This is a genomic window from Enterobacter sp. RHBSTW-00175, assembly GCF_013927005.1.
Lineage (GTDB): Bacteria > Pseudomonadota > Gammaproteobacteria > Enterobacterales > Enterobacteriaceae > Enterobacter.
In genome coordinates this window covers 672,090-696,793 of sequence record NZ_CP055930.1, presented here as the reverse complement: position 1 = coordinate 696,793, position 24,704 = coordinate 672,090, and the positions used below count along the sequence as shown (strand labels likewise).

Annotated in this window: 14 protein-coding genes and 2 pseudogenes; 14 read left to right on the top strand and 2 right to left on the bottom strand. The window is 51.6% G+C overall.

Features of this window, described 5'->3' with window-relative positions:
* Positions 1-16: 16 nt before the first annotated feature.
* The 11 genes and pseudogenes from HV107_RS03265 to HV107_RS03215 all read left to right on the top strand — a co-directional run.
* On the top strand, positions 17-4,978 hold the full coding sequence (locus HV107_RS03265; protein WP_182062064.1) for an alpha-2-macroglobulin: 4,962 nt from the start codon (positions 17-19) through the stop codon (positions 4,976-4,978).
* Position 4,979: 1 nt separating this feature from the next.
* Complete coding sequence (pbpC, locus tag HV107_RS03260; protein ID WP_182062063.1) at positions 4,980-7,304, top strand: peptidoglycan glycosyltransferase PbpC; 2,325 nt, start codon at positions 4,980-4,982, stop codon at positions 7,302-7,304.
* Positions 7,305-7,461: 157 nt separating this feature from the next.
* A complete protein-coding gene (ndk, locus tag HV107_RS03255; RefSeq protein ID WP_014071336.1) occupies positions 7,462-7,893 on the top strand; it encodes a nucleoside-diphosphate kinase in 432 nt (143 codons plus the stop codon).
* Positions 7,894-8,061: 168 nt separating this feature from the next.
* Positions 8,062-9,228: a bifunctional tRNA (adenosine(37)-C2)-methyltransferase TrmG/ribosomal RNA large subunit methyltransferase RlmN gene (locus HV107_RS03250; protein WP_182062062.1), complete on the top strand. Its 1,167-nt coding sequence runs from the start codon at positions 8,062-8,064 to the stop codon at positions 9,226-9,228.
* Between the two features lie 293 nt (positions 9,229-9,521).
* Entirely contained in the window at positions 9,522-10,538 is a 1,017-nt protein-coding gene (gene rodZ / locus HV107_RS03245) for a cytoskeleton protein RodZ (protein WP_182062061.1), read from the top strand.
* A gap of 26 nt (positions 10,539-10,564) precedes the next feature.
* Positions 10,565-11,683 (top strand): flavodoxin-dependent (E)-4-hydroxy-3-methylbut-2-enyl-diphosphate synthase, encoded by a 1,119-nt coding sequence (ispG, locus tag HV107_RS03240; RefSeq protein ID WP_014071333.1) that lies wholly within the window; start codon positions 10,565-10,567, stop codon positions 11,681-11,683.
* An 81-nt stretch (positions 11,684-11,764) separates the two neighbouring features.
* Entirely contained in the window at positions 11,765-13,039 is a 1,275-nt protein-coding gene (hisS, locus tag HV107_RS03235) for a histidine--tRNA ligase (protein ID WP_182062060.1), read from the top strand.
* Between the two features lie 13 nt (positions 13,040-13,052).
* Positions 13,053-13,673 (top strand): YfgM family protein, encoded by a 621-nt coding sequence (locus HV107_RS03230; protein ID WP_182062059.1) that lies wholly within the window; start codon positions 13,053-13,055, stop codon positions 13,671-13,673.
* Positions 13,674-13,683: 10 nt separating this feature from the next.
* On the top strand, positions 13,684-14,862 hold the full coding sequence (gene bamB / locus HV107_RS03225; protein WP_014071330.1) for an outer membrane protein assembly factor BamB: 1,179 nt from the start codon (positions 13,684-13,686) through the stop codon (positions 14,860-14,862).
* A gap of 112 nt (positions 14,863-14,974) precedes the next feature.
* Positions 14,975-16,450 (top strand): ribosome biogenesis GTPase Der, encoded by a 1,476-nt coding sequence (gene der, locus HV107_RS03220; protein WP_182062058.1) that lies wholly within the window; start codon positions 14,975-14,977, stop codon positions 16,448-16,450.
* Between the two features lie 211 nt (positions 16,451-16,661).
* Positions 16,662-17,435, top strand: a pseudogene (locus HV107_RS03215) (tyrosine-type recombinase/integrase); the annotation flags it as partial.
* Between the two features lie 18 nt (positions 17,436-17,453).
* Here HV107_RS03215 and HV107_RS03210 read toward each other — a convergent pair.
* Both HV107_RS03210 and HV107_RS03205 read right to left on the bottom strand, forming a co-directional pair.
* Positions 17,454-18,572: pseudogene (locus HV107_RS03210) on the bottom strand (IS3 family transposase).
* A gap of 273 nt (positions 18,573-18,845) precedes the next feature.
* A complete protein-coding gene (locus HV107_RS03205; protein ID WP_182062057.1) occupies positions 18,846-20,216 on the bottom strand; it encodes a P-loop NTPase fold protein in 1,371 nt (456 codons plus the stop codon).
* Positions 20,217-20,340: 124 nt separating this feature from the next.
* Here HV107_RS03205 and HV107_RS27205 point away from each other — a divergent pair, with 124 nt between their 5' ends.
* The 3 genes from HV107_RS27205 (at position 20,341) to HV107_RS03190 (ending at position 24,691) form a co-directional block, all read left to right on the top strand.
* Entirely contained in the window at positions 20,341-20,937 is a 597-nt protein-coding gene (locus tag HV107_RS27205) for a hypothetical protein (RefSeq protein WP_259349680.1), read from the top strand.
* 876 nt (positions 20,938-21,813) lie between these two features.
* Positions 21,814-22,623: a DUF2971 domain-containing protein gene (locus HV107_RS03195; protein WP_182062056.1), complete on the top strand. Its 810-nt coding sequence runs from the start codon at positions 21,814-21,816 to the stop codon at positions 22,621-22,623.
* Positions 22,624-23,149: 526 nt separating this feature from the next.
* Entirely contained in the window at positions 23,150-24,691 is a 1,542-nt protein-coding gene (locus HV107_RS03190; protein ID WP_182062055.1) for a peptide MFS transporter, read from the top strand.
* The last annotated feature ends 13 nt before the right edge of the window (positions 24,692-24,704 follow it).

The window sequence follows — 24,704 nt, the reverse complement described above, 5'->3', positions numbered from 1 at the left end:
GGGCCAGGGATAAAGGATGAAACCGTTCCGCTTAGCCGCGATCTCACTCGCGCTGCTTACCGCTTTTACGCTTGTCGGCTGTGATAACAGCGACGAAAAACCACAGGCTTCGGCCCCGGCACCTTCTGCAACCGCCAGTTCATCGAAAGAGAACACTCCGGTAAAACCCGATAGCGCGCAACTGGCGAAGCTGGCGTCTGCCAGTCAGGGTAAACCTCTCACCTTACTGGATGCCTCTGAAATCCAGCTCGACGGAGCGGCTACGTTAGTTCTGACATTCTCTGTCCCACTCAATCCCGATCAGGATTTTGCGCGTACCGTTCATGTCGTTGATAAGAAAAGCGGTAAAGTGGATGGCGCATGGGAGTTGGCGCCCAATCTGAAAGAGCTGCGCTTGCGTCACCTCGAGCCGAACCGCAATCTGGTGATTACCGTCGAACGCGACCTGCTGGCGCTGAACAAAGCCACATTTGGCATCGATTACGAAAAAGCGATCACCACCCGGGATGTCGAACCGACTGTCGGTTTTGCCAGCCGCGGCTCGCTTCTGCCAGGAAAAGTGGTGGAAGGGCTGCCGGTGATGGCGCTCAACGTCAACAACGTGGATGTGAACTTCTACCGCGTGAAGCCTGAATCTCTGGCATCGTTTGTCAGCCAGTGGGAATACCGTAACTCGCTCACCAACTGGGAGTCTGACAATCTGCTCAAAATGGCCGATCTGGTCTATACCGGCCGTTTTGATCTTAACCCGGCGCGAAACACGCGCGAAAAACTGCTGCTGCCCCTGAGTGATATCAAACCGCTGCAACAGTCTGGCGTGTATATCGCCGTGATGAACCAGGCGGGACATTACAACTACAGCAATGCGGCCACCCTGTTTACCCTGAGCGACATTGGTCTGTCCGCTCACCGTTATCATAATCGCCTCGATATCTTTACCCAGAGCCTGGAAAACGGCGCGGCACAGTCCGGTATTGAGGTCTCATTACTCAATGATAAAGGGCAGACGCTGGCGCAAGGCACCAGCGATGGTGACGGACACGCCAGACTGGAGACTGATAAAGAAGCCGCGTTAATACTGGCGCGAAAAGACGGGCAGACAACCCTGCTCGACCTGAAACTTCCGGCGCTGGATCTGGCTGAGTTTGATATCGCCGGCGCGCCTGGTTACAGCAAACAGTTCTTTATGTTTGGCCCGCGCGATCTCTATCGCCCGGGTGAAACCGTTATTCTCAATGGCCTGCTCCGTGACAGTGACGGTAAGCCACTGCCTGCACAACCGGTCAAACTTGATGTGCTGCGCCCGGACGGGCAGGTTGCGCGCACCCTGGTGGTTCAGCCGGAAAACGGTTTGTATCGCTTTACCTATCCGCTGGACAGCGGGGCGCAAACCGGTATGTGGCATATTCGCGCCAATACCGGCGATAACCTGCAACGGATGTGGGATTTCCACGTCGAAGATTTTATGCCGGAGCGCATGGCGTTAAATCTCTCAGGGCAAAAAACGCCGGTTTCCCCGGCTGATGACGTCAGGTTTGATGTAACGGGTTATTACCTCTATGGCGCACCCGCCAACGGAAACAGCCTGCAAGGTCAGCTATTCCTGCGTCCTCTGCGTGAGGCCGTGTCGGCACTGCCGGGCTTCCAGTTCGGGGATATCGCTGAAGAGAACCTGACGCGTAGCCTGGATGAAGTACAGCTCACGCTTAACGAGCAGGGCCGGGGTGAGGTATCAGCGGAAAGTCAGTGGAAAGAGGCGCACTCGCCGTTACAGGTGATCCTGCAAGCCAGCCTGCTGGAATCCGGCGGCCGTCCGGTGACGCGTCGCGCAGAGCAGGCCATCTGGCCAGCGCAAACCCTGCCGGGGATCCGCCCGGAGTTTGCCAGCAAAGCAGTGTATGACTACCGCACAGACACCACCGTCAATCAGCCTATTGTTGATGAAAACAGCAACGCCGGTTTTGATATCGTCTATGCCGATGCCAGCGGAGCGAAAAAAGCAGTTTCAGGGCTACAGGTTCGGCTTATCCGCGAACGCCGGGATTACTTCTGGAACTGGTCCGAAACGGACGGATGGCAGTCTCAATTTGATCAAAAAGATCTGGTTGAAGGTGAGCAATCACTCGATATCGCCGCCGATCAGACCGGTAAAGTGACCTTCCCGGTGGAGTGGGGCTCTTATCGTCTGGAGGTCAAAGCGCCAGATGATACGGTCAGTAGTGTGCGTTTCTGGGCCGGCTACAGCTGGCAGGACAACAGCGATGGTACCGGTGCGGCGCGTCCCGACCGCGTGACGCTGAAGCTGGATAAACCGGCCTATCAGCCTGGCGACACCATCAATCTGCACATTGCCGCACCTGCCGCAGGCAAAGGCTACGCGATGATTGAATCCAGCGAAGGGCCGCTGTGGTGGAAGGAAATCGATGTTCCGGCCAACGGTCTTGATCTGGCGATCCCGGTGGATAAAGCCTGGAAACGTCACGATCTTTATCTCAGCACGCTGGTGGTGCGTCCGGGCGATAAATCTAAATCGGCCACACCAAAACGCGCCGTTGGGCTGCTGCACCTGCCAATGGGGGACGAGAATCGTCGCCTGAATATTGCGCTCGATAATCCGCAAAAAATGCGCCCAAATCAGACGCTGTCGGTGAAAGTGAAAGCCAGCGTGAAAGAGGGCGCGGTACCGCAGAAAGTCAACGTGCTGGTTTCTGCGGTGGATAGCGGCGTGCTGAACATTACGGATTACGTCACGCCGGATCCGTGGCAGGCATTCTTCGGGCAGAAGCGTTACGGGGCAGATATTTACGATATCTACGGCCAGGTTATCGAAGGTCAGGGCCGCATGGCGGCGCTGCGTTTTGGTGGTGATGGTGATGAACTGAAACGCGGGGGTAAACCGCCGGTGAATCACGTCACCATTATTGCCCAGCAGGCACAACCCGTAGAGCTTGATGCCAATGGCGAAGGCACCATTACGATGCCGATAGGTGATTTCAACGGCGAATTACGTCTGATGGCGCAAGCCTGGACGGAAGACGACTTTGGCAGCAGCGAAAGCAAAGTTATTGTCGCGGCACCTGTTATCGCTGAGCTGAATACGCCACGCTTCCTCGCCAGCGGCGACACCTCCAGGTTAACGCTGGATGTGACAAACCTGACCGATCAGCCGCAGACCCTGAACGTCGCCTTAACGGCATCGGGCTTGCTAAGCCTGGAAAGCGCGCAGCCGCAGCCGGTTAAGCTGGCGCCAGGCGTGCGAACCACCCTGTTTATTCCGGTTCGGGCGCTCGCTGGCTATGGCGATGGTGAAATTACCGCACAGGTGACGGGGCTGGTGCTTCCGGGGGAAACCTTTGCACCGCAGCAAAAAAGCTGGAAAATCGGTGTTCGTCCGGCGTTCCCGGCCCAGACGGTGAATACAGGAGCAATGCTGAACTCGGGTGAGTCCTGGACTGCACCTGCGCAGCATATCAATGGGTTATCCCCTGAAACCTTGCAGGGACAACTGCTGCTTAGCGGTAAACCACCGCTGAATCTGGCGCGCTATATCCGTGAGTTGCAGGCTTATCCGTATGGTTGTCTTGAGCAGACAACCAGTGGCCTGTTCCCGTCGCTGTATACCAATGCAGCACAGCTGACGGCGCTGGGCATTAAAGGGGATAGCGATGATAAGCGTCGTGCCGCGATTGACATCGGGATATCTCGTCTGTTGCAAATGCAGCGTGATAACGGCGGCTTTGCGCTCTGGGATAAAAATGGCCAGGAAGAGTACTGGCTCACCGCCTATGTGACCGATTTCCTGGTGCGTGCTGGCGAGCAGGGCTACAGCGTTCCGGCCGATGCCATTAATAACGCCAATAACCGCCTGCTGCGCTATTTGCAGGACCCGGGCATGATGTCAATTCGCTACAGTGACGATACTCAGGCCAGTAAATTTGCGGTACAGGCTTATGCAGCGCTGGTGCTGGCGCGTCAGCAAAAAGCGCCGCTCGGCGCATTGCGTGAGATCTGGGATCGCCACGGTCAGGCGGCGTCTGGATTGCCACTGATGCAGCTCGGCATGGCGTTAAAACTGATGGGTGATGCGCCACGTAGCCAGCAGGCGCTGGACCTGGCCATCAAAACGCTGCGTAACGATAGCAAAAACTGGATGGCTGATTACGGTAGCGCGCTGCGCGATAACGCGCTGATGCTCTCCCTACTGGAAGAGTACAAACTGCTGCCGGATGTGCAAAATACCTTACTGAACACGCTTTCTGAACAGGCCTTTAGCCAGCGCTGGCTCTCTACTCAGGAGAGCAATGCGCTGTTCCTGGCCGGCCGTTTATTGCCAACGCTGTCCGGTGCCTGGCAGGCCACGACCAGTCTGGCTGACAAACCACTCAGTGGCGACAATGTACAGGTGCAGAACGTCAATAGTGACCAGCTCGGTGCGTTGCAGGTGACCAACACCGGCACAACACCACTCTGGATCCGCCTTGATAGCACCGGATACCCGGAAAATGCGCCTCAGCCTTCATCCAGCGTATTGCAAATCGAACGACATATTCTGGCCACCGATGGCAGCACCAAATCGCTCTCCTCGTTGAAGAGCGGTGAGCTGGTGCTGGTATGGCTTGATGTGAAAGCCAGCCAGAACGTCCCGGATGCGCTGGTGGTTGATTTGCTCCCGGCAGGACTGGAGCTGGAGAATCAGAATCTGGCAAACAGCAGCGCCAGCTTGCAGGATAGCGGGAGCGAGGTGCAGAACCTGCTGACACAGATGCAGCAGGCGGATATTCAGCATATGGAGTTCCGCGACGATCGCTTCGTGGCGGCGGTTCCGGTCAGTGACGGCCAGCCGGTAACGCTGGTTTATCTGGCGCGCGCCGTAACGCCTGGGACCTATCAGGTGCCGGCCCCGATGGTGGAATCCATGTATGTTCCGCAGTGGCGGGCAACAGGTGCGGCAAGTGGCCCGCTGATTGTTGTTCCATAACATGCAGATAGCTCGTCTGACACGCTCCCGCTGGCTTCAACTGGCGGGAGCGCTTCTCATTTTATGGGGGCTTATCATTGCCGCCGACCGCCTGTGGCCGTTACCGCTCAAAGAGGTCAATCCCGCGCGCGTGGTGGTGGATGAGCAGGGGACACCACTGTGGCGCTTTGCCGACAGCGAAGGGATCTGGCGTTATCCGGTGACCATTGAAGAGGTTTCTCCGCGCTATCTCGACGCCCTGATCCAGTATGAAGACCGCTGGTTTTGGGATCATCCCGGCGTTAACCCTTTTTCCGTGCTGCGTGCGGCCTGGCAGGATCTGAGCTCCGGCAAAGTAGTATCCGGGGGAAGCACGCTCACCATGCAGGTCGCACGGTTACTCGACCCGCATCCGCGTACCTTTGGCGGCAAGATCCGCCAGCTCTGGCGGGCTGTCCAGCTCGAATGGCATCTCTCAAAACGCGATATTCTGACGCTCTACCTGAACCGGGCGCCCTTTGGTGGCACGTTGCAGGGTGTAGGCGCGGCCAGCTGGACCTATCTCGGCAAACCGCCCTCACAGCTAAGCTATTCGGAAGCCGCACTGCTGGCCGTTTTACCCCAGGCCCCAAGCCGGTTACGCCCTGACAGATGGCCGGAGCGTGCTGAAGCCGCGCGAAATAAAGTACTCGACAGAATGGTGACCCAGGGTGTCTGGTCAGCACAGCAGGTTAAAGAGTCCCGTGAAGAGGCCGTCTGGCTGGCGCCACGGCAAATGCCGCAGCTGGCACCGCTTTTTTCACGGATGATGCTTAGCAAAAGTCGGGACAACAAAATTGTCACCACGCTGGATGCGTCATTGCAGCGACAGCTTGAGGAGCTGGCGCTTAACTGGAAGGCGCGCCTGCCGGCAAGAAGCTCTCTGGCGATGATCGTCGTCGATCATACCGATATGAAAGTGCGCGGTTGGGTAGGTTCTGTGGATATCAACGACGATAGCCGGTTCAGCCACGTGGACATGGTTAATGCGATCCGATCGCCGGGATCGGTACTCAAGCCCTTTATCTACGGTATGGCGCTGGACGAGGGGCTGATCCATCCCGCGTCACTGCTACAGGACGTGCCGCGCAGAACCGGGGATTACCGGCCCGGTAATTTCGACAGCGGATTTCATGGGCCAGTCAGTATGAGCGAAGCGCTGGTGCGGTCGCTGAACCTCCCGGCGGTGCAGGTGCTGGAAGCCTACGGACCAAAACGCTTTACCGGAATGCTCAGCAATGCAGGGCTACCGCTTATTCTGCCTGCGGGGGCTCAGCCCAACTTATCGCTGATCCTGGGGGGCGCAGGGGCAAGGCTCGCGGATATTACGGCCGCCTACAGCGCGTTTGCCCGACACGGCAAAGCGGCAAAATTGCGTATCCGGCCTGGCGACCCGCTTCTGGAGCGCCCCTTATTGTCACCGGGTGCGGCGTGGATTATTCGCCGGATTCTGGCGAATGAGGCACAACCTCTGCCTGATGGCGCACTGCCACAGGTGGTGCCGCTCGCGTGGAAAACCGGCACCAGTTATGGCTATCGGGATGCCTGGGCCATCGGCCTTAACGCCCGCTATATCATTGGGATCTGGACCGGACGGCCGGATGGCACGCCAGTGGCCGGACAGTTTGGCTTCGCGAGTGCGGTGCCGTTGCTAAACCAGGTCAATAACATGCTTCAGTCTCGCTCGACGATTGCCGAAGCGCGTCTGCCGCGCGACCCTCGTCCGGCATCGGTTGGGCGCGGCGTTATCTGCTGGCCTGGCGGGCAGTCTCTGCCGGAAGGCAGTGAGAACTGCCGTCGTCGCCTTTCTACCTGGTTACTGGATGGCAGCGAGCCACCAACGCTGTTGCTGCCGGAACAGGAAGGTGTTCGCGGTATCCGCTTCCCCATCTGGCTGAATAAAGAGGGCAAGCGTGTTGCTGCGGATTGCCCGGATGCCACAGAGAAGGTCGTGGACGTGTGGCCGTTGCCGCTGGAACCCTGGCTCCCGGCAGCCGAACGGCGGGCAGTAAGGATCCCGACGGCGTCTGCGGTTTGTCCGCCGTTAGCGCAGGATTCGCCGGCACCGCTTATCCTCTCTGGTGTGCGTGAGGGTGCCGTCATCAAACGTCTGCCGGGTGAAACGCGCGTGTCGCTGCCCCTACAGGCCAGTGGCAGTAGCGGCGAACGCTGGTGGTTTTTAAACGGTGAACCGCTGGATGTGAAAGGAAGGGTTTACACTTTACAGCTTGATAAGTCAGGTGATTATCAGTTACTGGTAATGGATGACGCAGGTCAGGTAACAACGGTGAACTTTACGCTTCAGTAGCGAAATAGTGGCCTTTAGATGTGAGCTGTTGCTAAAACTCATCTTATTTTAAAAAAATGTTACTTAGATCCGTAGGCAATGGCGCTATTGCTCATTATAATCCGCGCCACACCATACTCAGGTATGCAAAACAACAGAACATTTGACAGAGGTTATCATGGCTATTGAACGTACTTTTTCCATCATTAAACCAAACGCGGTGGCAAAAAACGTTATTGGCAGCATCTTCGCTCGCTTTGAATCAGCAGGGTTCAAAATTGTAGGCACCAAAATGCTGCACCTGAGCGTTGAACAGGCTCGCGGTTTCTACGCTGAGCACGAAGGTCGTCCATTCTTTGACGGCCTGGTTGAGTTCATGACTTCTGGCCCAATCGTCGTTTCCGTACTGGAAGGTGAAAACGCAGTACAGCGTCACCGCGATCTGCTGGGCGCAACCAACCCGGATAACGCGCTGGCAGGTACTCTGCGCGCTGACTACGCTGACAGCTTCACCGAGAACGGCACCCACGGTTCTGACTCTGTGGAATCTGCTGCACGCGAAATCGCTTTCTTCTTCGCTGAAGGCGAAGTGTGTCCACGTACCCGTTAATTTAACGGTTTCGTTTACACATTATTTTCGTAAATGCCGCGTGCAGACGTGGCATCCCTGCGCCAGACTTTGTACAATGCAACGCCCCGGACGAGCAGATGCTTTCCGGGGCGTTTCTTTTTAACCCTCCACGGGCCATAACGTGTAACAACGAGGCCGGAAAAAATTATGTCTGAACTAGTGAATACCTCCGAAGTCGCCATTCCTGCGGTTCCAAATAAAAATGGAAAAATCAACCTGTTGGATCTGAACCGTCAGCAGATGCGCGAATTCTTTAAAGAGATGGGCGAGAAGCCGTTTCGTGCCGACCAGGTCATGAAATGGATGTACCACTATTGCAGCGACAACTTTGATGACATGACTGACATCAACAAAGTGCTGCGCAACAAGCTTAAAGAAGTGGCCGAAATTCGTGCGCCTGAAGTGGTGGAAGAACAACGCTCTGCCGATGGCACCATCAAATGGGCTATCGCTGTAGGCGATCAGCGCGTTGAAACCGTGTATATCCCGGAAGATGACCGCGCCACGCTATGCGTCTCTTCTCAGGTCGGTTGTGCGCTTGAGTGCAAATTCTGCTCTACGGCTCAGCAAGGCTTTAACCGTAACCTGCGCGTGTCTGAAATTATCGGCCAGGTGTGGCGTGCGGCTAAAATTGTTGGCGCAGCAAAAGTGACGGGCACACGTCCAATCACCAACGTGGTGATGATGGGCATGGGTGAACCCCTGCTGAACCTGACTAACGTCGTACCGGCGATGGAAATCATGCTGGATGATTTCGGTTTTGGTCTGTCTAAACGCCGCGTCACTCTCTCTACGTCAGGTGTTGTACCTGCGCTGGATAAGCTCGGCGACATGATTGACGTTGCGCTGGCAATTTCCCTGCACGCGCCAAACGATGAAATCCGTGACGAAATTGTACCAATCAACAAAAAGTACAATATCGAAACCTTCCTCGCCGCAGTGCGCCGCTATCTGGAAAAATCCAACGCGAACCAGGGCCGTGTAACTATCGAGTACGTCATGCTGGATCACGTTAATGATGGCACCGAACATGCGCATCAGCTGGCTGAGCTGCTGAAAGATACGCCGTGCAAGATTAACCTGATTCCATGGAACCCGTTCCCGGGTGCGCCGTATGGCCGCAGTTCAAACAGCCGTATCGATCGTTTCTCCAAAGTACTGATGGAGTACGGTTTCACCACTATCGTGCGTAAAACGCGTGGTGATGACATTGATGCAGCGTGCGGACAGCTGGCGGGTGATGTGATTGATCGTACGAAACGAACGCTGCGTAAACGTATGCAGGGTGAGGCAATCGCGGTTAAAGCTGTTTGATTATTATTCAGTCACGGCGCATTATCATCGCCGTGACGCATAATCTTACTGAATAATCAGTCATATTCGTGATGATTGATTAATAATTACGGTGCGTTTCATACGACTTTCGGGCAGTATGTAACGGCCTAAAAACAGTTTGGCTGCACAGGCAGGGCTGTACTGTCATCTACGGGCTGACAGTCTTATACTGTCTGTTCCAGGTTAACTGACCAGAAGTTTCGCGGTGCGGGTGGCATTGTGACTCACCGGCACCTGAACCCTTATTTTTCACGTACCAGTAGTTGTAGCGAATGAATACTGAAGCCACTCACGACCAACATGAAGCACTCTCCACTGGCGTTCGTCTTCGCAACGCCCGTGAACAACTCGGACTCAGCCAGCAAGCTGTTGCAGAACGCTTGTGCCTGAAGGTATCCACGGTTCGCGATATTGAAGAAGATAAGGCACCTGCCGATCTGGCTTCAACATTTCTGCGTGGTTATATCCGCTCTTACGCAAAACTGGTGCATATTCCCGAAAACGAATTACTGCCTATGATCGAGAAGCAGGCGCCGGTGCGTGCAGCAAAAGTTGCGCCGATGCAGACCTTCTCGCTGGGGAAACGTCGTAAAAAACGTGATGGCTGGCTGATGAGCTTTACCTGGCTGGTGCTGTTTGTGGTTATTGGCCTGACGGGCGCATGGTGGTGGCAAAACCACAAAGCGCAGCAGGAAGAGATAACCACTATGGCCGATCAATCTTCCGCCGAGCTGAACAACGCGGGTAGCGATAACGCACAGAACGTGCCGCTGAGCACCGATAACGCGGCAACGTCTAACGACCCGCAAACGGCTGCAACAGATGCACCTGCAACCGATCCGGCGCAGGCACAAGCGCCAGCGGCGAATCCTGCTGCTCCTGCACCAGCACCAAATAATACCGTTGTAGCTCCTTCTCAGGCGAATGTTGATACCGCGGCCACCACGCCAGCGGCATCTGCGCCTGCGAATAGCGCTGCTCAGCCACTGCCAACCGATCAGGCGGGCGTAGCAAATGCTGCGGCCAACCCGAATGCGCTGGTGATGAACTTCTCGGCCGATTGCTGGTTAGAAGTGACTGATGCAACCGGTAAAAAACTTTTCAGCGGCTTACAGCGTAAAGATGGCACGTTAAACCTGACGGGTCAGGCGCCGTATAAGCTCAAGATTGGCGCACCATCTGCGGTACAGATCCAGTACCAGGGTAAACCTGTCGATCTGAGTCGCTTTATCAGAACTAACCAGGTTGCGCGTCTTACCGTTAATGCCGAACAATCAGCAGCACAGTAACAGACGGGCAACGCGGGAGATTTTTCATGCATAACCAGGCTCCGATTCAACGTAGAAAATCGAAACGGATTTACGTTGGGAATGTGCCAATTGGCGATGGGGCTCCTATCGCCGTCCAGTCGATGACCAACACGCGTACCACAGATGTGGAAGCAACGGTCAATCAAATCAAAGCATTAGAACGCGTCGGCGCGGACATTGTCCGCGTTTCCGTGCCAACCATGGATGCCGCCGAGGCCTTCAAACTGATCAAACAACAGGTCAGTGTTCCGCTGGTTGCAGATATTCACTTCGACTACCGTATTGCACTTAAAGTCGCCGAATATGGCGTTGACTGCCTGCGCATCAACCCAGGCAACATCGGTAACGAAGAACGTATCCGCATGGTAGTGGACTGCGCGCGAGACAAAAATATTCCAATCCGTATCGGTGTAAACGCCGGTTCACTGGAAAAAGATCTGCAAGAAAAGTATGGCGAACCGACGCCGCAGGCGCTGCTTGAGTCCGCTATGCGCCATGTGGATCATCTGGATCGTCTTAACTTCGATCAGTTCAAAGTCAGCGTAAAAGCTTCTGATGTGTTCCTGGCGGTGGAATCTTATCGACTGCTGGCAAAGCAGATCGATCAGCCGCTGCACCTGGGGATCACCGAAGCCGGCGGCCTGCGTAGCGGTTCCGTAAAATCGGCGATCGGTCTGGGGCTGCTGCTCTCGGAAGGGATCGGCGACACTCTGCGTGTCTCTCTGGCAGCCGACCCGGTTGAAGAGATCAAAGTCGGTTTCGATATCCTGAAATCACTGCGTATCCGCGCGCGTGGGATCAACTTTATTGCCTGCCCAACCTGTTCGCGTCAGGAGTTTGACGTCATCGGTACAGTGAATGCCCTTGAGCAGCGCCTGGAAGACATTATCACCCCGATGGATGTGTCCATTATCGGTTGTGTGGTGAATGGCCCGGGTGAAGCGCTCGTGTCAACGCTTGGCGTGACCGGTGGTAACAAGAAAAGTGGTCTCTATGAAGATGGCATTCGTAAAGATCGTCTGGATAATAGCGACATGATCGATCAGCTTGAAGCCCGCATTCGCGCCAAAGCCACGATGATGGATGAAGCGCAGCGTATCAGCATTCAGCAGGTTGAAAAATAACGTGATGGGAAGCCGCTCGCTTCCCATGTATGATTGAACCCATTCTTTGGGTTCTTTTTTGTATATAGAAAGAGAATAAACGTGGCAAAAAACATTCAAGCCATCCGCGGCATGAACGATTATCTGCCTGGCGAAACCGCCATCTGGCAGCGCATTGAAGGCACACTGAAACAGGTGCTCGGCAGCTACGGTTACAGCGAAATCCGTTTGCCGATTGTAGAGCAGACCCCGTTATTCAAACGCGCGATCGGTGAAGTGACCGACGTGGTTGAAAAAGAGATGTATACCTTTGAGGACCGCAACGGCGACAGCCTGACACTGCGTCCGGAAGGTACGGCGGGCTGCGTACGCGCCGGCATCGAACATGGTCTCCTGTACAATCAGGAGCAGCGCCTGTGGTACATCGGCCCGATGTTCCGCCACGAACGTCCACAGAAAGGTCGTTACCGCCAGTTCAACCAGCTGGGTGTTGAAGTCTTTGGTCTGCAAGGCCCGGACATCGATGCCGAACTGATTTTGCTGACAGCCCGCTGGTGGCGCGCGCTCGGTATTTCTGAGCATGTTTCTCTGGAGCTGAACTCTATCGGTTCTCTGGAAGCGCGTGCGAACTATCGCGATGCACTGGTTGCGTTCCTGGAACAGCATAAAGAGTCGCTGGACGAAGACTGCAAACGTCGCATGTACAGCAATCCGTTGCGTGTTCTTGATTCCAAAAACCCAGAAGTCCAGGCTCTGTTGAACGGTGCGCCTGCGTTGGGTGATTATCTGGACGAAGATTCTCGCGAGCACTTCGCGGGTCTGTGCAAACTGCTGGAAGCGGCCGGTATTGCTTATACCGTTAACCAGCGTCTGGTGCGCGGTCTGGATTACTACAACCGTACCGTTTTCGAGTGGGTGACGAGCAGCCTCGGCTCACAGGGAACCGTATGTGCAGGCGGTCGTTATGACGGTCTGGTTGAACAGCTTGGTGGCCGTGCGGCACCTGCCGTTGGTTTTGCAATGGGTCTTGAGCGACTTGTTTTGCTGGTTCAGGCAGTTAATCCGGAATTTAAAGCAGATTCCGTTGTCGATATATACCTGGTGGCCTCAGGCGCGGATACGCAGTCTGCGGCAATGCAGCTTGCCGAACGTGTTCGTGACGAACTGCCGGGCGTTAAGCTGATGACCAACCATGGCGGCGGCAACTTCAAAAAACAGTTTGCTCGTGCCGATAAGTGGGGCGCAAGTATTGCACTGGTGCTGGGTGAGTCTGAAGTGGCTAACGGCGAAGTGGTGGTTAAAGACCTGCGCTCTGGTGAGCAAACAACGGTAACGCAGGATGGCGTTGCGGCGCACTTGCGCACTTTGACTTCCTAAGGAGAAGAACTGCGTGGAAATTTACGAGAACGAAAACGACCAGGTTGACGCGATTAAACGCTTCTTTGCTGAAAATGGCAAAGCACTGGCTGTTGGGGTAATTTTGGGTGTGGGTGCGTTAGTGGGCTGGCGTTTCTGGAACGGTCATCAGGCTGATTCCGCGCGTGGCGCTTCTCTGGCGTATGAAAATACCATCAGCGCTATTCGTGCCGATCAGCCGCAAACGCTGACCGCTGCCGAGAAATTTTCTGCTGAAAACAAAAACACCTACGGTGCGCTGGCCGCGCTGGAAGTCGCGCAGCAGTTTGTTGATAAAAATGAGCTGGATAAAGCAGCAGCACAGCTGTCACAAGGCCTTGCTGCGGCGAGTGATGAAAACCTGAAAGCGGTCATCAACATGCGTCTGGCGCGTATCCAGGTGCAGCAGAAAAAAGTTGATGATGCGCTGAAAACGCTCGATACCATCAAAGGTGAAGGCTTTGCGGCCATTGTTGCCGACCTGCGCGGTGAAGCACTGCTGAGCAAAGGTGACAAAGAGGGCGCGCGTAAAGCGTGGCAAGCTGGCGTAGATAGCAAAGCTTCACCTGCGCTGAGCGAAATGATGCAGATGAAAATAAATAATTTGTCCGTCTGAGAGGGACCCGATGCAATTGCGTAAATTACTTCTGCCAGGACTGCTTTCTGTTACGTTATTGAGTGGCTGTTCACTGTTCAGTGGCGAAGAAGATGTTGTAAAAATGTCCCCGCTGCCGACTGTTGAAAACCAGTTTACCCCGTCAACCGCGTGGAGCTCTTCCGTCGGTGACGGTATTGGTGAATTTTATTCCAACCTGCACCCGGCATTTGCTGACAGCGTTGTCTATGCGGCTGACCGTAAAGGCACGGTAAAAGCGCTTAATTCCGATGACGGCAAAGAAGTGTGGTCCGTCAACCTGGCGGAAAAAGATGGCTGGTTCTCCCGTAAGCCTGCACTGCTTTCTGGCGGTCTGACGGTTGCCGGTGGCCATGTGTATGTTGGCAGTGAAAAAGCGCAGGTTTACGCGCTGAACACCAGTGATGGCTCAATCGCATGGCAAACTACGGTGGCTGGCGAATCGCTGTCCCGCCCGGTTGTGAGCGATGGCCTGGTTCTGATCCACACCAGCAACGGCCAGTTGCAGGCGCTGAACGAAGCCGACGGTCTGGTGAAATGGACGGTAAACCTGGATATGCCTTCACTGTCTCTGCGCGGTGAATCTGCTCCGGCATCTGCTTTTGGCGCGGCAATTGTTGGCGGCGACAATGGGCGTGTCAGTGCGGTACTGATGCAACAGGGCCAGATGATTTGGCAGCAGCGTATTTCTCAGGCAACCGGTTCGACTGAAATTGATCGCCTGAGCGATGTGGACACAACGCCGGTTATCGTCAATGGCGTGGTTTACGCGCTGGCTTATAATGGTAACCTGACCGCGCTGGACCTGCGCAGCGGCCAGATCATGTGGAAACGTGAGCTGGGCTCTGTGAATGATTTCATCGTTGATGGCAACCGTATTTATATGGTTGATCAGAACGATCGCCTGCTGGCACTGAACACCGAAGGTGGCGTAACGCTGTGGACGCAAAGCGATCTGCTGCACCGTCTGCTGACGGCTCCGGCGCTGTATAACGGCAGCCTGGTTGTCGGTGATAGCGAAGGTTATATGCACTGGATTGACCCAGAAACGGGTCGTTTCACTGCTCAGCAAAAAGTTGACAGCTCTGGCTTCCTGACGGAACCGGTTGTGGCTGATGGCAAACTGCTGATCCAGGCAAAAGACGGCACGCTGTACGCGATCACGCGTTAATTATTCAGCGGTTGTTGTATACTAAACGGCTCCTGTTAACTCAGGGGCCGTTTTGACTTTTTTAAAAACGCCGCGAAAGCGACGTGATTTTGAATTTTATGAGGCTTCAAACATGGTACCTGTGGTCGCGCTTGTCGGGCGCCCTAACGTTGGAAAATCCACTCTTTTTAACCGTTTAACACGCACCCGTGATGCGCTGGTTGCGGATTTCCCGGGGCTGACGCGTGACCGTAAGTACGGTCGTGCAGAAGTGGAGGGGCGTGAGTTCATCTGCATCGATACTGGCGGTATTGATGGGACAGAGGACGGCGTCGAAACCCGTATGGCGGAACAGTCTCTGTTGGCAATCGAAGAAGCAGACGTTGTTCTGTTTATGGTTGATGCCCGTGCTGGCCTGATGCCAGCGGACTCCGCTATCGCCAAACATCTGCGCGCGCGTGAAAAGCCAACCTTCCTGGTGGCGAATAAAACTGACGGCATCGATGCCGATCAGGCGGTTGCTGATTTCTGGTCCTTAGGTCTGGGTGAGATCTACCCAATCGCGGCCTCTCATGGCCGTGGCGTGACCAGCCTGCTCGAAACCGTTCTGCTGCCGTGGGTTGACGAAGTGAACCCGCCGGAGGAAGTGGACGAAGACGCTGAATACTGGGCGCAGTTCGAAGCAGCTGCAGAGGGCGAAGAGGAAGAGCCTGAAGAGGCATTCAACCCGCAGGATCTGCCTATTAAGCTGGCGATTGTGGGCCGTCCAAACGTAGGTAAGTCTACGCTTACTAACCGTATTCTGGGTGAAGAGCGCGTGGTCGTTTACGACATGCCTGGCACCACGCGTGACAGTATCTACATCCCGATGCAGCGCGATGAACGCGAGTACGTACTTATCGATACTGCCGGTGTGCGTAAACGCGGGAAAATCACCGATGTGGTGGAAAAATTCTCCGTTATCAAAACCCTACAGGCAATTGAAGATGCCAACGTGGTGCTGCTGGTTATCGATGCGCGCGAAGGGATCTCCGATCAGGATCTGTCGCTTCTGGGCTTTATCCTTAACAGTGGGCGCTCACTGGTTATCGTCGTCAACAAATGGGACGGCCTGAGCAATGAAGTGCGTGAGCAGGTGAAAGAGACGCTGGACTTCCGTCTGGGCTTTATCGACTTCGCGCGTGTGCACTTTATCTCTGCGCTGCACGGTAGCGGCGTGGGTAACCTGTTCGATTCCGTTCGCGAAGCCTACGACAGCTCAACCCGTCGTCAGAGCACCGCGATGCTGACCCGTATCATGAATATGGCAGCAGAAGACCATCAGCCGCCGCTGGTGCGTGGTCGTCGCGTGAAGCTGAAATATGCTCACGCCGGTGGTTATAACCCGCCAATCGTGGTTATCCACGGTAACCAGGTGAAAGATCTGCCGGATTCTTACAAACGTTATCTGATGAACTACTTCCGTAAATCGCTGGATGTGATGGGCACACCTATCCGTATCCAGTTCAAGGAAGGGGATAACCCGTTTGCGAACAAGCGCAATACCCTGACGCCAAACCAGATGCGTAAGCGTAAGCGTTTGATTAAGCACATCAAGAAAAGCAAATGACGATTCAGTAAAAATCATCTGCTTTCAGAAAACCCTGAAGCCCGCATTATGCCGGGCTTTTTTGTTATCAGGTGCTATCATAACGAAGCATCAAAACTCACTATTGTCATGTACCCAAGGGTGTACTCAGTGATTTGACACGATGCTTATGGGTACATTTACGAGTACCCATCTATGGTTTACCCGTATTGGGTACAAATGGAGGCCTGTGATGCCGAAGCTAACTGATATGCAGATTAAGGCGTGGATTAAAGCGGATGGGCGCTTTGAAGGACGAGCAGATGGTGGCGGGCTGTATCTTCGGTATCGGAAGGTTGACAGTGTACCGTCGTGGCGATTCCGCTATAAGTTAGCCGGAAAGTCTCGAGTTATGCAGATAGGTTCCTATAGTGAGATTCCATTAGCAAAGGCAAGGGAAATAGCTAAAGAACTATCTGCCAGAGTTACTTTGGGTTATGACGTTACCGGAGAAAAGCAGGAAAGAAAGGCCGGAGCCCTGGCAAAAATTGAGGCTGAAAAAAATGCCCTTCGTGTCTCTGACCTAGCAACTGAGTATTACACCCGCCATATAGAAACCACCTATAAACATCCTGAGCTTTTCCGCAGCAGCCTACAAAAAAACATAGTGGCCCTGATTGGCAGTATGAAGGTTGAAGATGTTCGCCCCCGCCATGTAGATAACGTTTTACAAGATGTATTGGGCCGTGGCTCACCAACGGTCGCTAATGATGTGTTGAGGATGCTTAAGCGTCTGTTTGATTACGCAGTGGTTCGCGGGATGATCGAGGTTAATCCGGCGATATCTTTTGGTTCAAAAGATGCTGGTGGGAAAGAGCAGGGGCGTAAGCGAGCGCTTACCAGAGACGAATTAATCATGTTCTTTAAAGCACTTCGCCGAGGCAGGGGAATTAGTAGAGAGAACGAGCTGACGTTTAAAATTATTTTGGCGCTGGGTGTTCGAAAAATGGAGTTGTGTGCCGCTGAATGTGTAAGCACACCCGTTTTAGTTCCACGCACTTTTTGAGATTTCCGGGTTTTCAGCCATCAGACGGTACTCTTCTGGCGTCAGGTTATTCAGGGATTCATGGGGCCGCTCACTGTTATATTCAGCCAGCCATCGCTCAGTGATTTCCCGTGCTTCATTCAGGGTCCTGAAGAGATAAAAATCCAGGATTTCTGTCCGGTACGTCCGGTTAAACCGTTCGATAAAGGCATTCTGCGTCGGTTTACCCGGCCTGATAAACTCCAGCATCACCCCGTGTTCTTCCGCCCATTGTGCCAGCGCCAGCGCCAGCGACAGCAGTTCTGGCCCGTTATCCATTCGCATCTTTCAGTGGATATCCGCGGTTTGCTACTATCCTGTCCAGTACCCGGACTACACGCTGGGCCGGGATATTCAGGTCGATTTCTATAGCCAGCGCTTCCCGGTTAAAATCGTCCACCACATTGAAGGTACGGAAGCGTCTGCCACACACCAGCGCGTCGTGCATAAAATCGATGGACCAGCTCTGATTAAGTGCCTCAGGGCTTGCCAGTGGCGCAGGGTTTCGTACCGGCAGACGCTGCTTGCCTTTGCGGCGAAAATTCAGCTTCAGTACGCAGTAAATCCGGTGAACACGCTTATGATTCCAGGCGTTACCCTGCCTGCGCAGCACCTGAAACAGCTTCTTAAAACCGTATCGCGGATAGCGTTCTGCCAGTTCAGTCAACGCAAGGATCACCGGTTCATCACGCCGGGTATCGGGCTGATAAAAATACACCGTCCTGCTCAGCGATAATGTCCTGCACGCCTGGCGGATGCTCATGGCAAACTGTGCCGTCAGATAGCTGACGAGCTCCCGCTTTATCGCTGGTTTTAAAGCTTTTTTTCGATAACGTCTTTCAGTGTCCGACATTCAAGGCTGAGATCGGCAAACATCTGCTTCAGACGACGATTTTCGTCCTCAAGGTCTTTGATTTTTTTGATATCAGCAGCTTCCATCCCGCCATATTTCGCCTTCCAGTTGTAGTAGCTGGCTTCGGAAATAGCGGCCTCACGACACACATCTTTGACGGTCCTGCCCGCTTCGACGGACTTCAGGACGGCGATGATCTGGTGCTCGGTGAATCGGATCTTACGCATAGCGATCTCCTCAGGGGACATAATCAGTATGTCGGAAGATCTCTAAAAGTGAATGGGCCGTTTTGCAGGGATACTTACACCACCAGCTGCCATACAGGGGGAACCATCAACCAGACAAACCACTACAACATAACTGCTGGTGGCGTGATGCTGACGGACTGGTGAGGCGTATCCAGCAGGAACAGTCTGATGATATGCATCAGACGCTGGGCATAACCATGATCGATAAATTTTATTAGTTTAATGGGAGCTATGCAGCTCCCTTTATGCAATCTAAAAATTAGATATGCGCATATTATTGAATGAGTTATATATGTTTTGAATATATTCAATTCGTTCGTTTCGACTACCTTCTATCTCTTGAAGTAATAAATCTTTAGGTTGTGAGTTCTCTCTCCTGTTTCTCATTTCAGAATCACTCAAAAGATGGTAGTTAATTATAGAGTTTAGTTTGGAAAGGTTTGCATCCGTGTCGATTTCATACGGTTTGATGTGTAGGTTTTTCAGCATGTTGTCAGCCGTAATTCTTTTGAAGATTAAATCGTCTAAAAGCTTCGGGTTGCATACCTTTAAATAACAAATCAGTGCTAGTGAAACCTGGAAGTTTTTACCGCTCAAATCGCGTATCATATGTTTATTATCAATGACTGATATTACTGAATAGCATCTTTCAGCTTCTCTGAGAGAACATCCATTGTTTTCTAACAACATGGATAGTATTTTTACTAGAGATCCCCCTCGTGTCAGTAACTTTTGCTTTGTATCAATTGAGAATAAATATTTCTCCAGTGTAGATTGATAAAAGCCATTCCTTACATCTTCGCTAGCGAGAGTCAATTTTGGCAAAGTAAACCAGTAATGTATGAATTTATTTAGATAAAGACGTGAATCAATTTGTCCGTAACGGCATTCAATACTTTTTTCGAATTGCTCACGATTAACAACAAGAAGGAAAATAAAGCCTTTCACAGAAAATAAGTGTTTAATTTTCTCGAGTAAATCTAATGCATAATCAGGCCTTGCTCTATCAAGTTCGTCAATAATTATGAGGGTTTTCTTCTGGGTTCTAGCGTGAATTTCTTCCAGAGTTTCTTTAAAGTGAGCAATGTTGTTTCTTTCATTTTTTGCTGATTTTATTTTGTTAGCTATATATTCCTCTAAAGGGTTAGTTAATGACTCTGCAAGAGCTTCCGATGCTTTTTCAATAGTGGTAGTGGTTAAGAGGTTTGCTGTTGCAGTAGAAATGGCAAATTTTGCAGTATGAGAAAGTACAGATAGACCGATTTTTTTACTTGCACTTAAAAGCTTTTCACCAAATTTCGATGTGAGATTTTTATCATTTTCCACCATTTCATATATTACTGAGGATAATGATATAAAGGGGTCTGATTGATAGTCATTTTCGTAAGCGTCAAAATAGATGACATTAATATTGTCATGATTTAATTTTATTTCTGATGTCATCATTTTAACAAATGTTGATTTGCCGTTCCCCCATTTATCCTCAAGCGCTAATGCCAAATTTTCATCTGGTGCCTGGAAAGTGACCCTCATTATTTGCTCAAATAAAGGTTTTCTTTCAAATAAATCTAAGGCATCAGTAAAACCATCGCTGAAGTTATTATCTGGGGTTGTAAGTATCATAAATAATCCTTTTTGTTTATAATGTTTAACCTAAGCAATAGCGAAATTAAAGGGTTAGGCAGTAATGTTCAACTTTTTTTGCCCATTCTGCGTGATTGAATCAATATATTGACGTGAGGTTTACATGGCTGTAATGAGTAAATCGGCCTATGCCCGTCATTGTGGGGTGAGTCGCCAGACAGTTTATGACTGGGTAGCCAAGGGGGAAGTAGTGATGTCCGGTAACAAGATTGATGTTGAAGCTACTGAACAAATGCAGCATGGCAACGAACATTCTGAGGGAGCTGAGGGCAAGGACTACCTGGTCCTGTCTGCCTCGCAGGTAATTGAATGGATTCATACCAATCAAGATAAGTTCCCTGCCGCGCAAAGCCAGGAAGAAGCGAAACAGCTGCTTGAAGCCGCCGCCCAGTTAATTTCATACGATATTGAGCACCTGTGTGATAAAGACGGAGAAGAGGTTGTCAGGCTTTACCACGAACCCGACGATTGCGAGCACTATTTCCATGGGTCCCACCAGCTGGGCAACGCTATGGACTTCATACAAGATTTTATCCTGGCAGATTGCCTGAGGATGAAATTACGCGGAAAAGGAGACCATATAGATCCGGAGTGGGACAGATGGTCTGTGAAGGGGCTCGAAGCATTGTGCACGCCGCCGGAAACAGATGAAGCTCGTTTAAAGCGCTTCCACGAATACATGGGTGAGGATGAAAGTTAGTGTTGAAATGTACACTGTAAGCTATTGCCCAAGGGCAAAAGTTTCAATTCAGAGCCGCCTCAATCAAAACACCCATCCAAAGTGTCAACCTACCCTCTGACTCTTGCTATCGCAGCTTCCAGGCAAAATACGAGCCGAAAATATATAGAATTATTAAGGTCAAGGACGGCTCTCAGGCGAAAAGTGTCAAGTTGGTATGCTAAGAAATGCTAAGGTTTTTTTGCGCAAATAGTGGAAAGTGTAAACCAGCCTTTAGGCCTTATGATTGCTGGGTTTTCGCGGTTTAAACCGCGAATAATGTCAGAAAACCCCATATCAAAACTGCGCATTTCCTAAGGTTTTTGGGGCAAATATTGAGGAAATAACAAAGTGTAAACCATGCGGCAATCCGGCACACCTTAAGGATAAGGGGGGCGGGAGAGGAGCTAATCCACGATATACAGGTTTATACAGTTATGGATGTGAAAACCAAGAGTCTTAGCCAGGTTGTAAATCGTGTGAAAAGTGGTTTCAGGAAGAAAATTTCAAGTACCGATGTATAGAAATGTTAAGGTCCGCGCCGGAAGAAAGAGCAAAAGTGTAAAGTGACTAGGCAAAAACCCACCAGCTTTACACTTTTGCTACCGCAGCTTGTTTTCCAGGTAACTCGTCTGGGCTGATTCTCCTGCTTTAATCCCACAAGCTCAGGACGAGTGGCAGGAACGATGCAGGGGAGCCTAAGCTACAGTTGCTTCATTACGACAAATATCCTTCTTGCCTTAAGCTATGGCTAACTTATTGAAAATATCTAATTTATGGGTCGTATAAAAATGTTATTTTTTATTCCATAGAGTATACTCTTTAAAGATTTAATTTATTCATGAGTGAGCAATTAGTATGCGAATATATCATTATACTGATCTAAATGGGTTGAAAGGTATTGTTGAGAATCACTCTCTTTGGGCGACTAATTTTTTCTTTCTAAATGATTCTGAAGAGTTACGCCATGGAATAAGAGCGTTCAGGAATGCTTTAGAATATTTGTCAGATGACTTAAATGAAAAAAGTATTAATATACTCAAGAGTGAAATCATCAGATTCAATATGCATCGAGCAAACCACCAGTACAACATATCATTTTGTGAAGAGCCAGATCTTCTAAGTCAGTGGAGAGGGTATGGAGCAACTCAAGGTGTATGCCTTGAGTTTGAGAGCAATGAGTTAATTGAATCGTTATTTTATGGAAATGCACAGGTGTTATCTGGGCCAGTGATCTATACTAAACCAGATTCAACTTTGGAGGCTAAAAAAGAAATTATTAATTTTTTGCGCGACGAAAAATTAATTAAAAAAATAGAAGTTGAACCTATGTATGAAATAATCAGTGCAATCGACATTGTCCATAAACTTCCACCTTTTTTAAAGAATGATAGATTTTCTGAAGAAAAAGAGTTTCGCATTGTAGTACAACCTAATCAACCATATGAAGATGTAAAATTTAGAGTGAACGCTTATGGGGTTATTCCTTATCTTGAATTGAAAGCCAATGAAAATAATATGTGGAACGGTCGCTTGCCCTTGAAAAGTATCAAAATTGGGCCTGCAAAGGAAAAAGCATTTTTATGGGATGGAATTAAATTTTTACTTCAAAGTAAAGGGTATACGAATGTGACATACTCTTTCACGGAAACGCCTTTCCGTAGTTGATGGTAGGTAATACGAACTTAGACGTTATCTGATTTCTTTCCTTCACGCACAATGAGAAGGCTGTTTTTACCGAAGGTGTCATCGGTCAACTAAGCATCAAAAAGCGACCAATAGTCGCTTTTTGTGTACCCAAGGGTGTACACAGTTGTGTTTTTTAAGGTAAAAATTAATCTAATAACAACTACTTATGATTGTTTCGTGCTTTCACATCAAGAAAAGCAAATAATTATTGCCTGTCTTTCGATAACCCGCGTATTTCGCGGGTTTTTTTTCGTCTTAACCTGTCGTATGTTTCTCTGTGTGATGTCAATCACTATTCGTTATTAGCCAATTTTAAATCTGAGAAAGTAGACGATTGTCGAACTTTCATCTTAAAGGCCTGCTGTTGGTACTAGACAAAACTGGCACCAGGTTATCAAATGGTTAAATAACTCTTCGCCGCAGGCAAAAAATCGGCCAGATATATAACTGGTCGGCGTGTTTTGCGGTGTTTACAAGCACGACGACATACCTTTTCGGGAGAATTATGCAATCCTCTGTTAATCAAAAAGAAAGCCGAACGTTCTTCGGCCATCCGTATCCGCTTGGCTCACTGTTCTTTACTGAAATGTGGGAGCGTTTCTCGTTTTACGGTATCCGCCCGTTACTCATTCTGTTTATGGCGGCAACCGTTTATGACGGCGGTATGGGGCTGGCACGTGAGAACGCGTCCGCCATCGTGGGGATTTTTGCCGGCTCGATGTACCTCGCCGCGCTGCCGGGTGGCTGGCTGGCAGATAACTGGCTCGGCCAGCAAAAAGCCGTCTGGTACGGCTCTATTCTGATCGCCCTCGGCCACCTCTCGATCGCGCTGTCTGCTGTGATGGGGAATAACCTGTTCTTCATCGGTCTGATGTTTATTGTGCTTGGCTCTGGCCTGTTCAAAACCTGTATCTCGGTGATGGTCGGTACACTGTATAAAAAAGGCGATGCGCGCCGTGACGGCGGTTTCTCGCTGTTTTATATGGGCATCAACATGGGGTCGTTCATTGCTCCGCTGATCTCCGGCTGGCTGATTAAAACTCATGGCTGGCACTGGGGCTTTGGTATCGGTGGTATCGGGATGCTGGTGGCGCTGGTTATCTTCCGCGTGTTTGCCGTTCCGTCCATGAAACGCTACGACAGTGAAGTTGGCCTGGATTCCACCTGGAACAGCCCGGTAGTAAAGCGAAAAGGCGTGGGTGCCTGGTTGCTGGCGCTGGCTGTGGGTGTGGCTGTTGTTGTGACGCTGATTGCGCAGGGTGTGATTGTCATTAACCCGGTTGCGGTTGCCAGTACGCTGGTTTACGTCATTGCCGCGTCTGTTGCTTTGTACTTCATCTACCTGTTTGTTTTTGCCGGCCTCAGCCGTAAAGAGCGCGCCAGACTGCTGGTGTGTTTCATCCTGCTGGTATCGGCGGCATTTTTCTGGTCTGCGTTTGAGCAAAAGCCAACTTCGTTCAACCTGTTTGCCAACGACTACACTAATCGCATGATGGGCGATTTCGAGATCCCGGCGGTGTGGTTCCAGTCGGTCAATGCCCTGTTTATCATCCTTCTGGCGCCGGTATTTAGCTGGGCATGGCCGAAGCTTGCGAGCATGAACATTCGCCCGAGCAGTATCACCAAATTCGTTATCGGCATTCTGTGTGCCGCAGCGGGCTTTGGCCTGATGATGCTGGCCGCGCAGAATGTGCTGGCTAACGGTGGGGCGGGGGTTTCTCCGTTCTGGCTGGTGGGCAGTATTCTGATGCTGACGCTGGGCGAGCTGTGCTTAAGCCCGATTGGTCTGGCGACCATGACGCTGCTGGCACCGGAAAGAATGCGTGGTCAGATGATGGGCCTGTGGTTCTGCGCAAGCGCGCTGGGCAACCTGGCGGCTGGCCTGATTGGCGGGCATGTGAAGGCCGACCAGCTTAATATGCTGCCGGATCTGTTTGCCCGCTGTTCTGTCGCACTGCTGATTTGTGCCGCGGTTCTGATTGTGCTCATTGTTCCGGTACGCCGGATGCTGGAAAATACCCAGACTAAACCGGCAGCTAACGCCTGATAAAACCTCGATG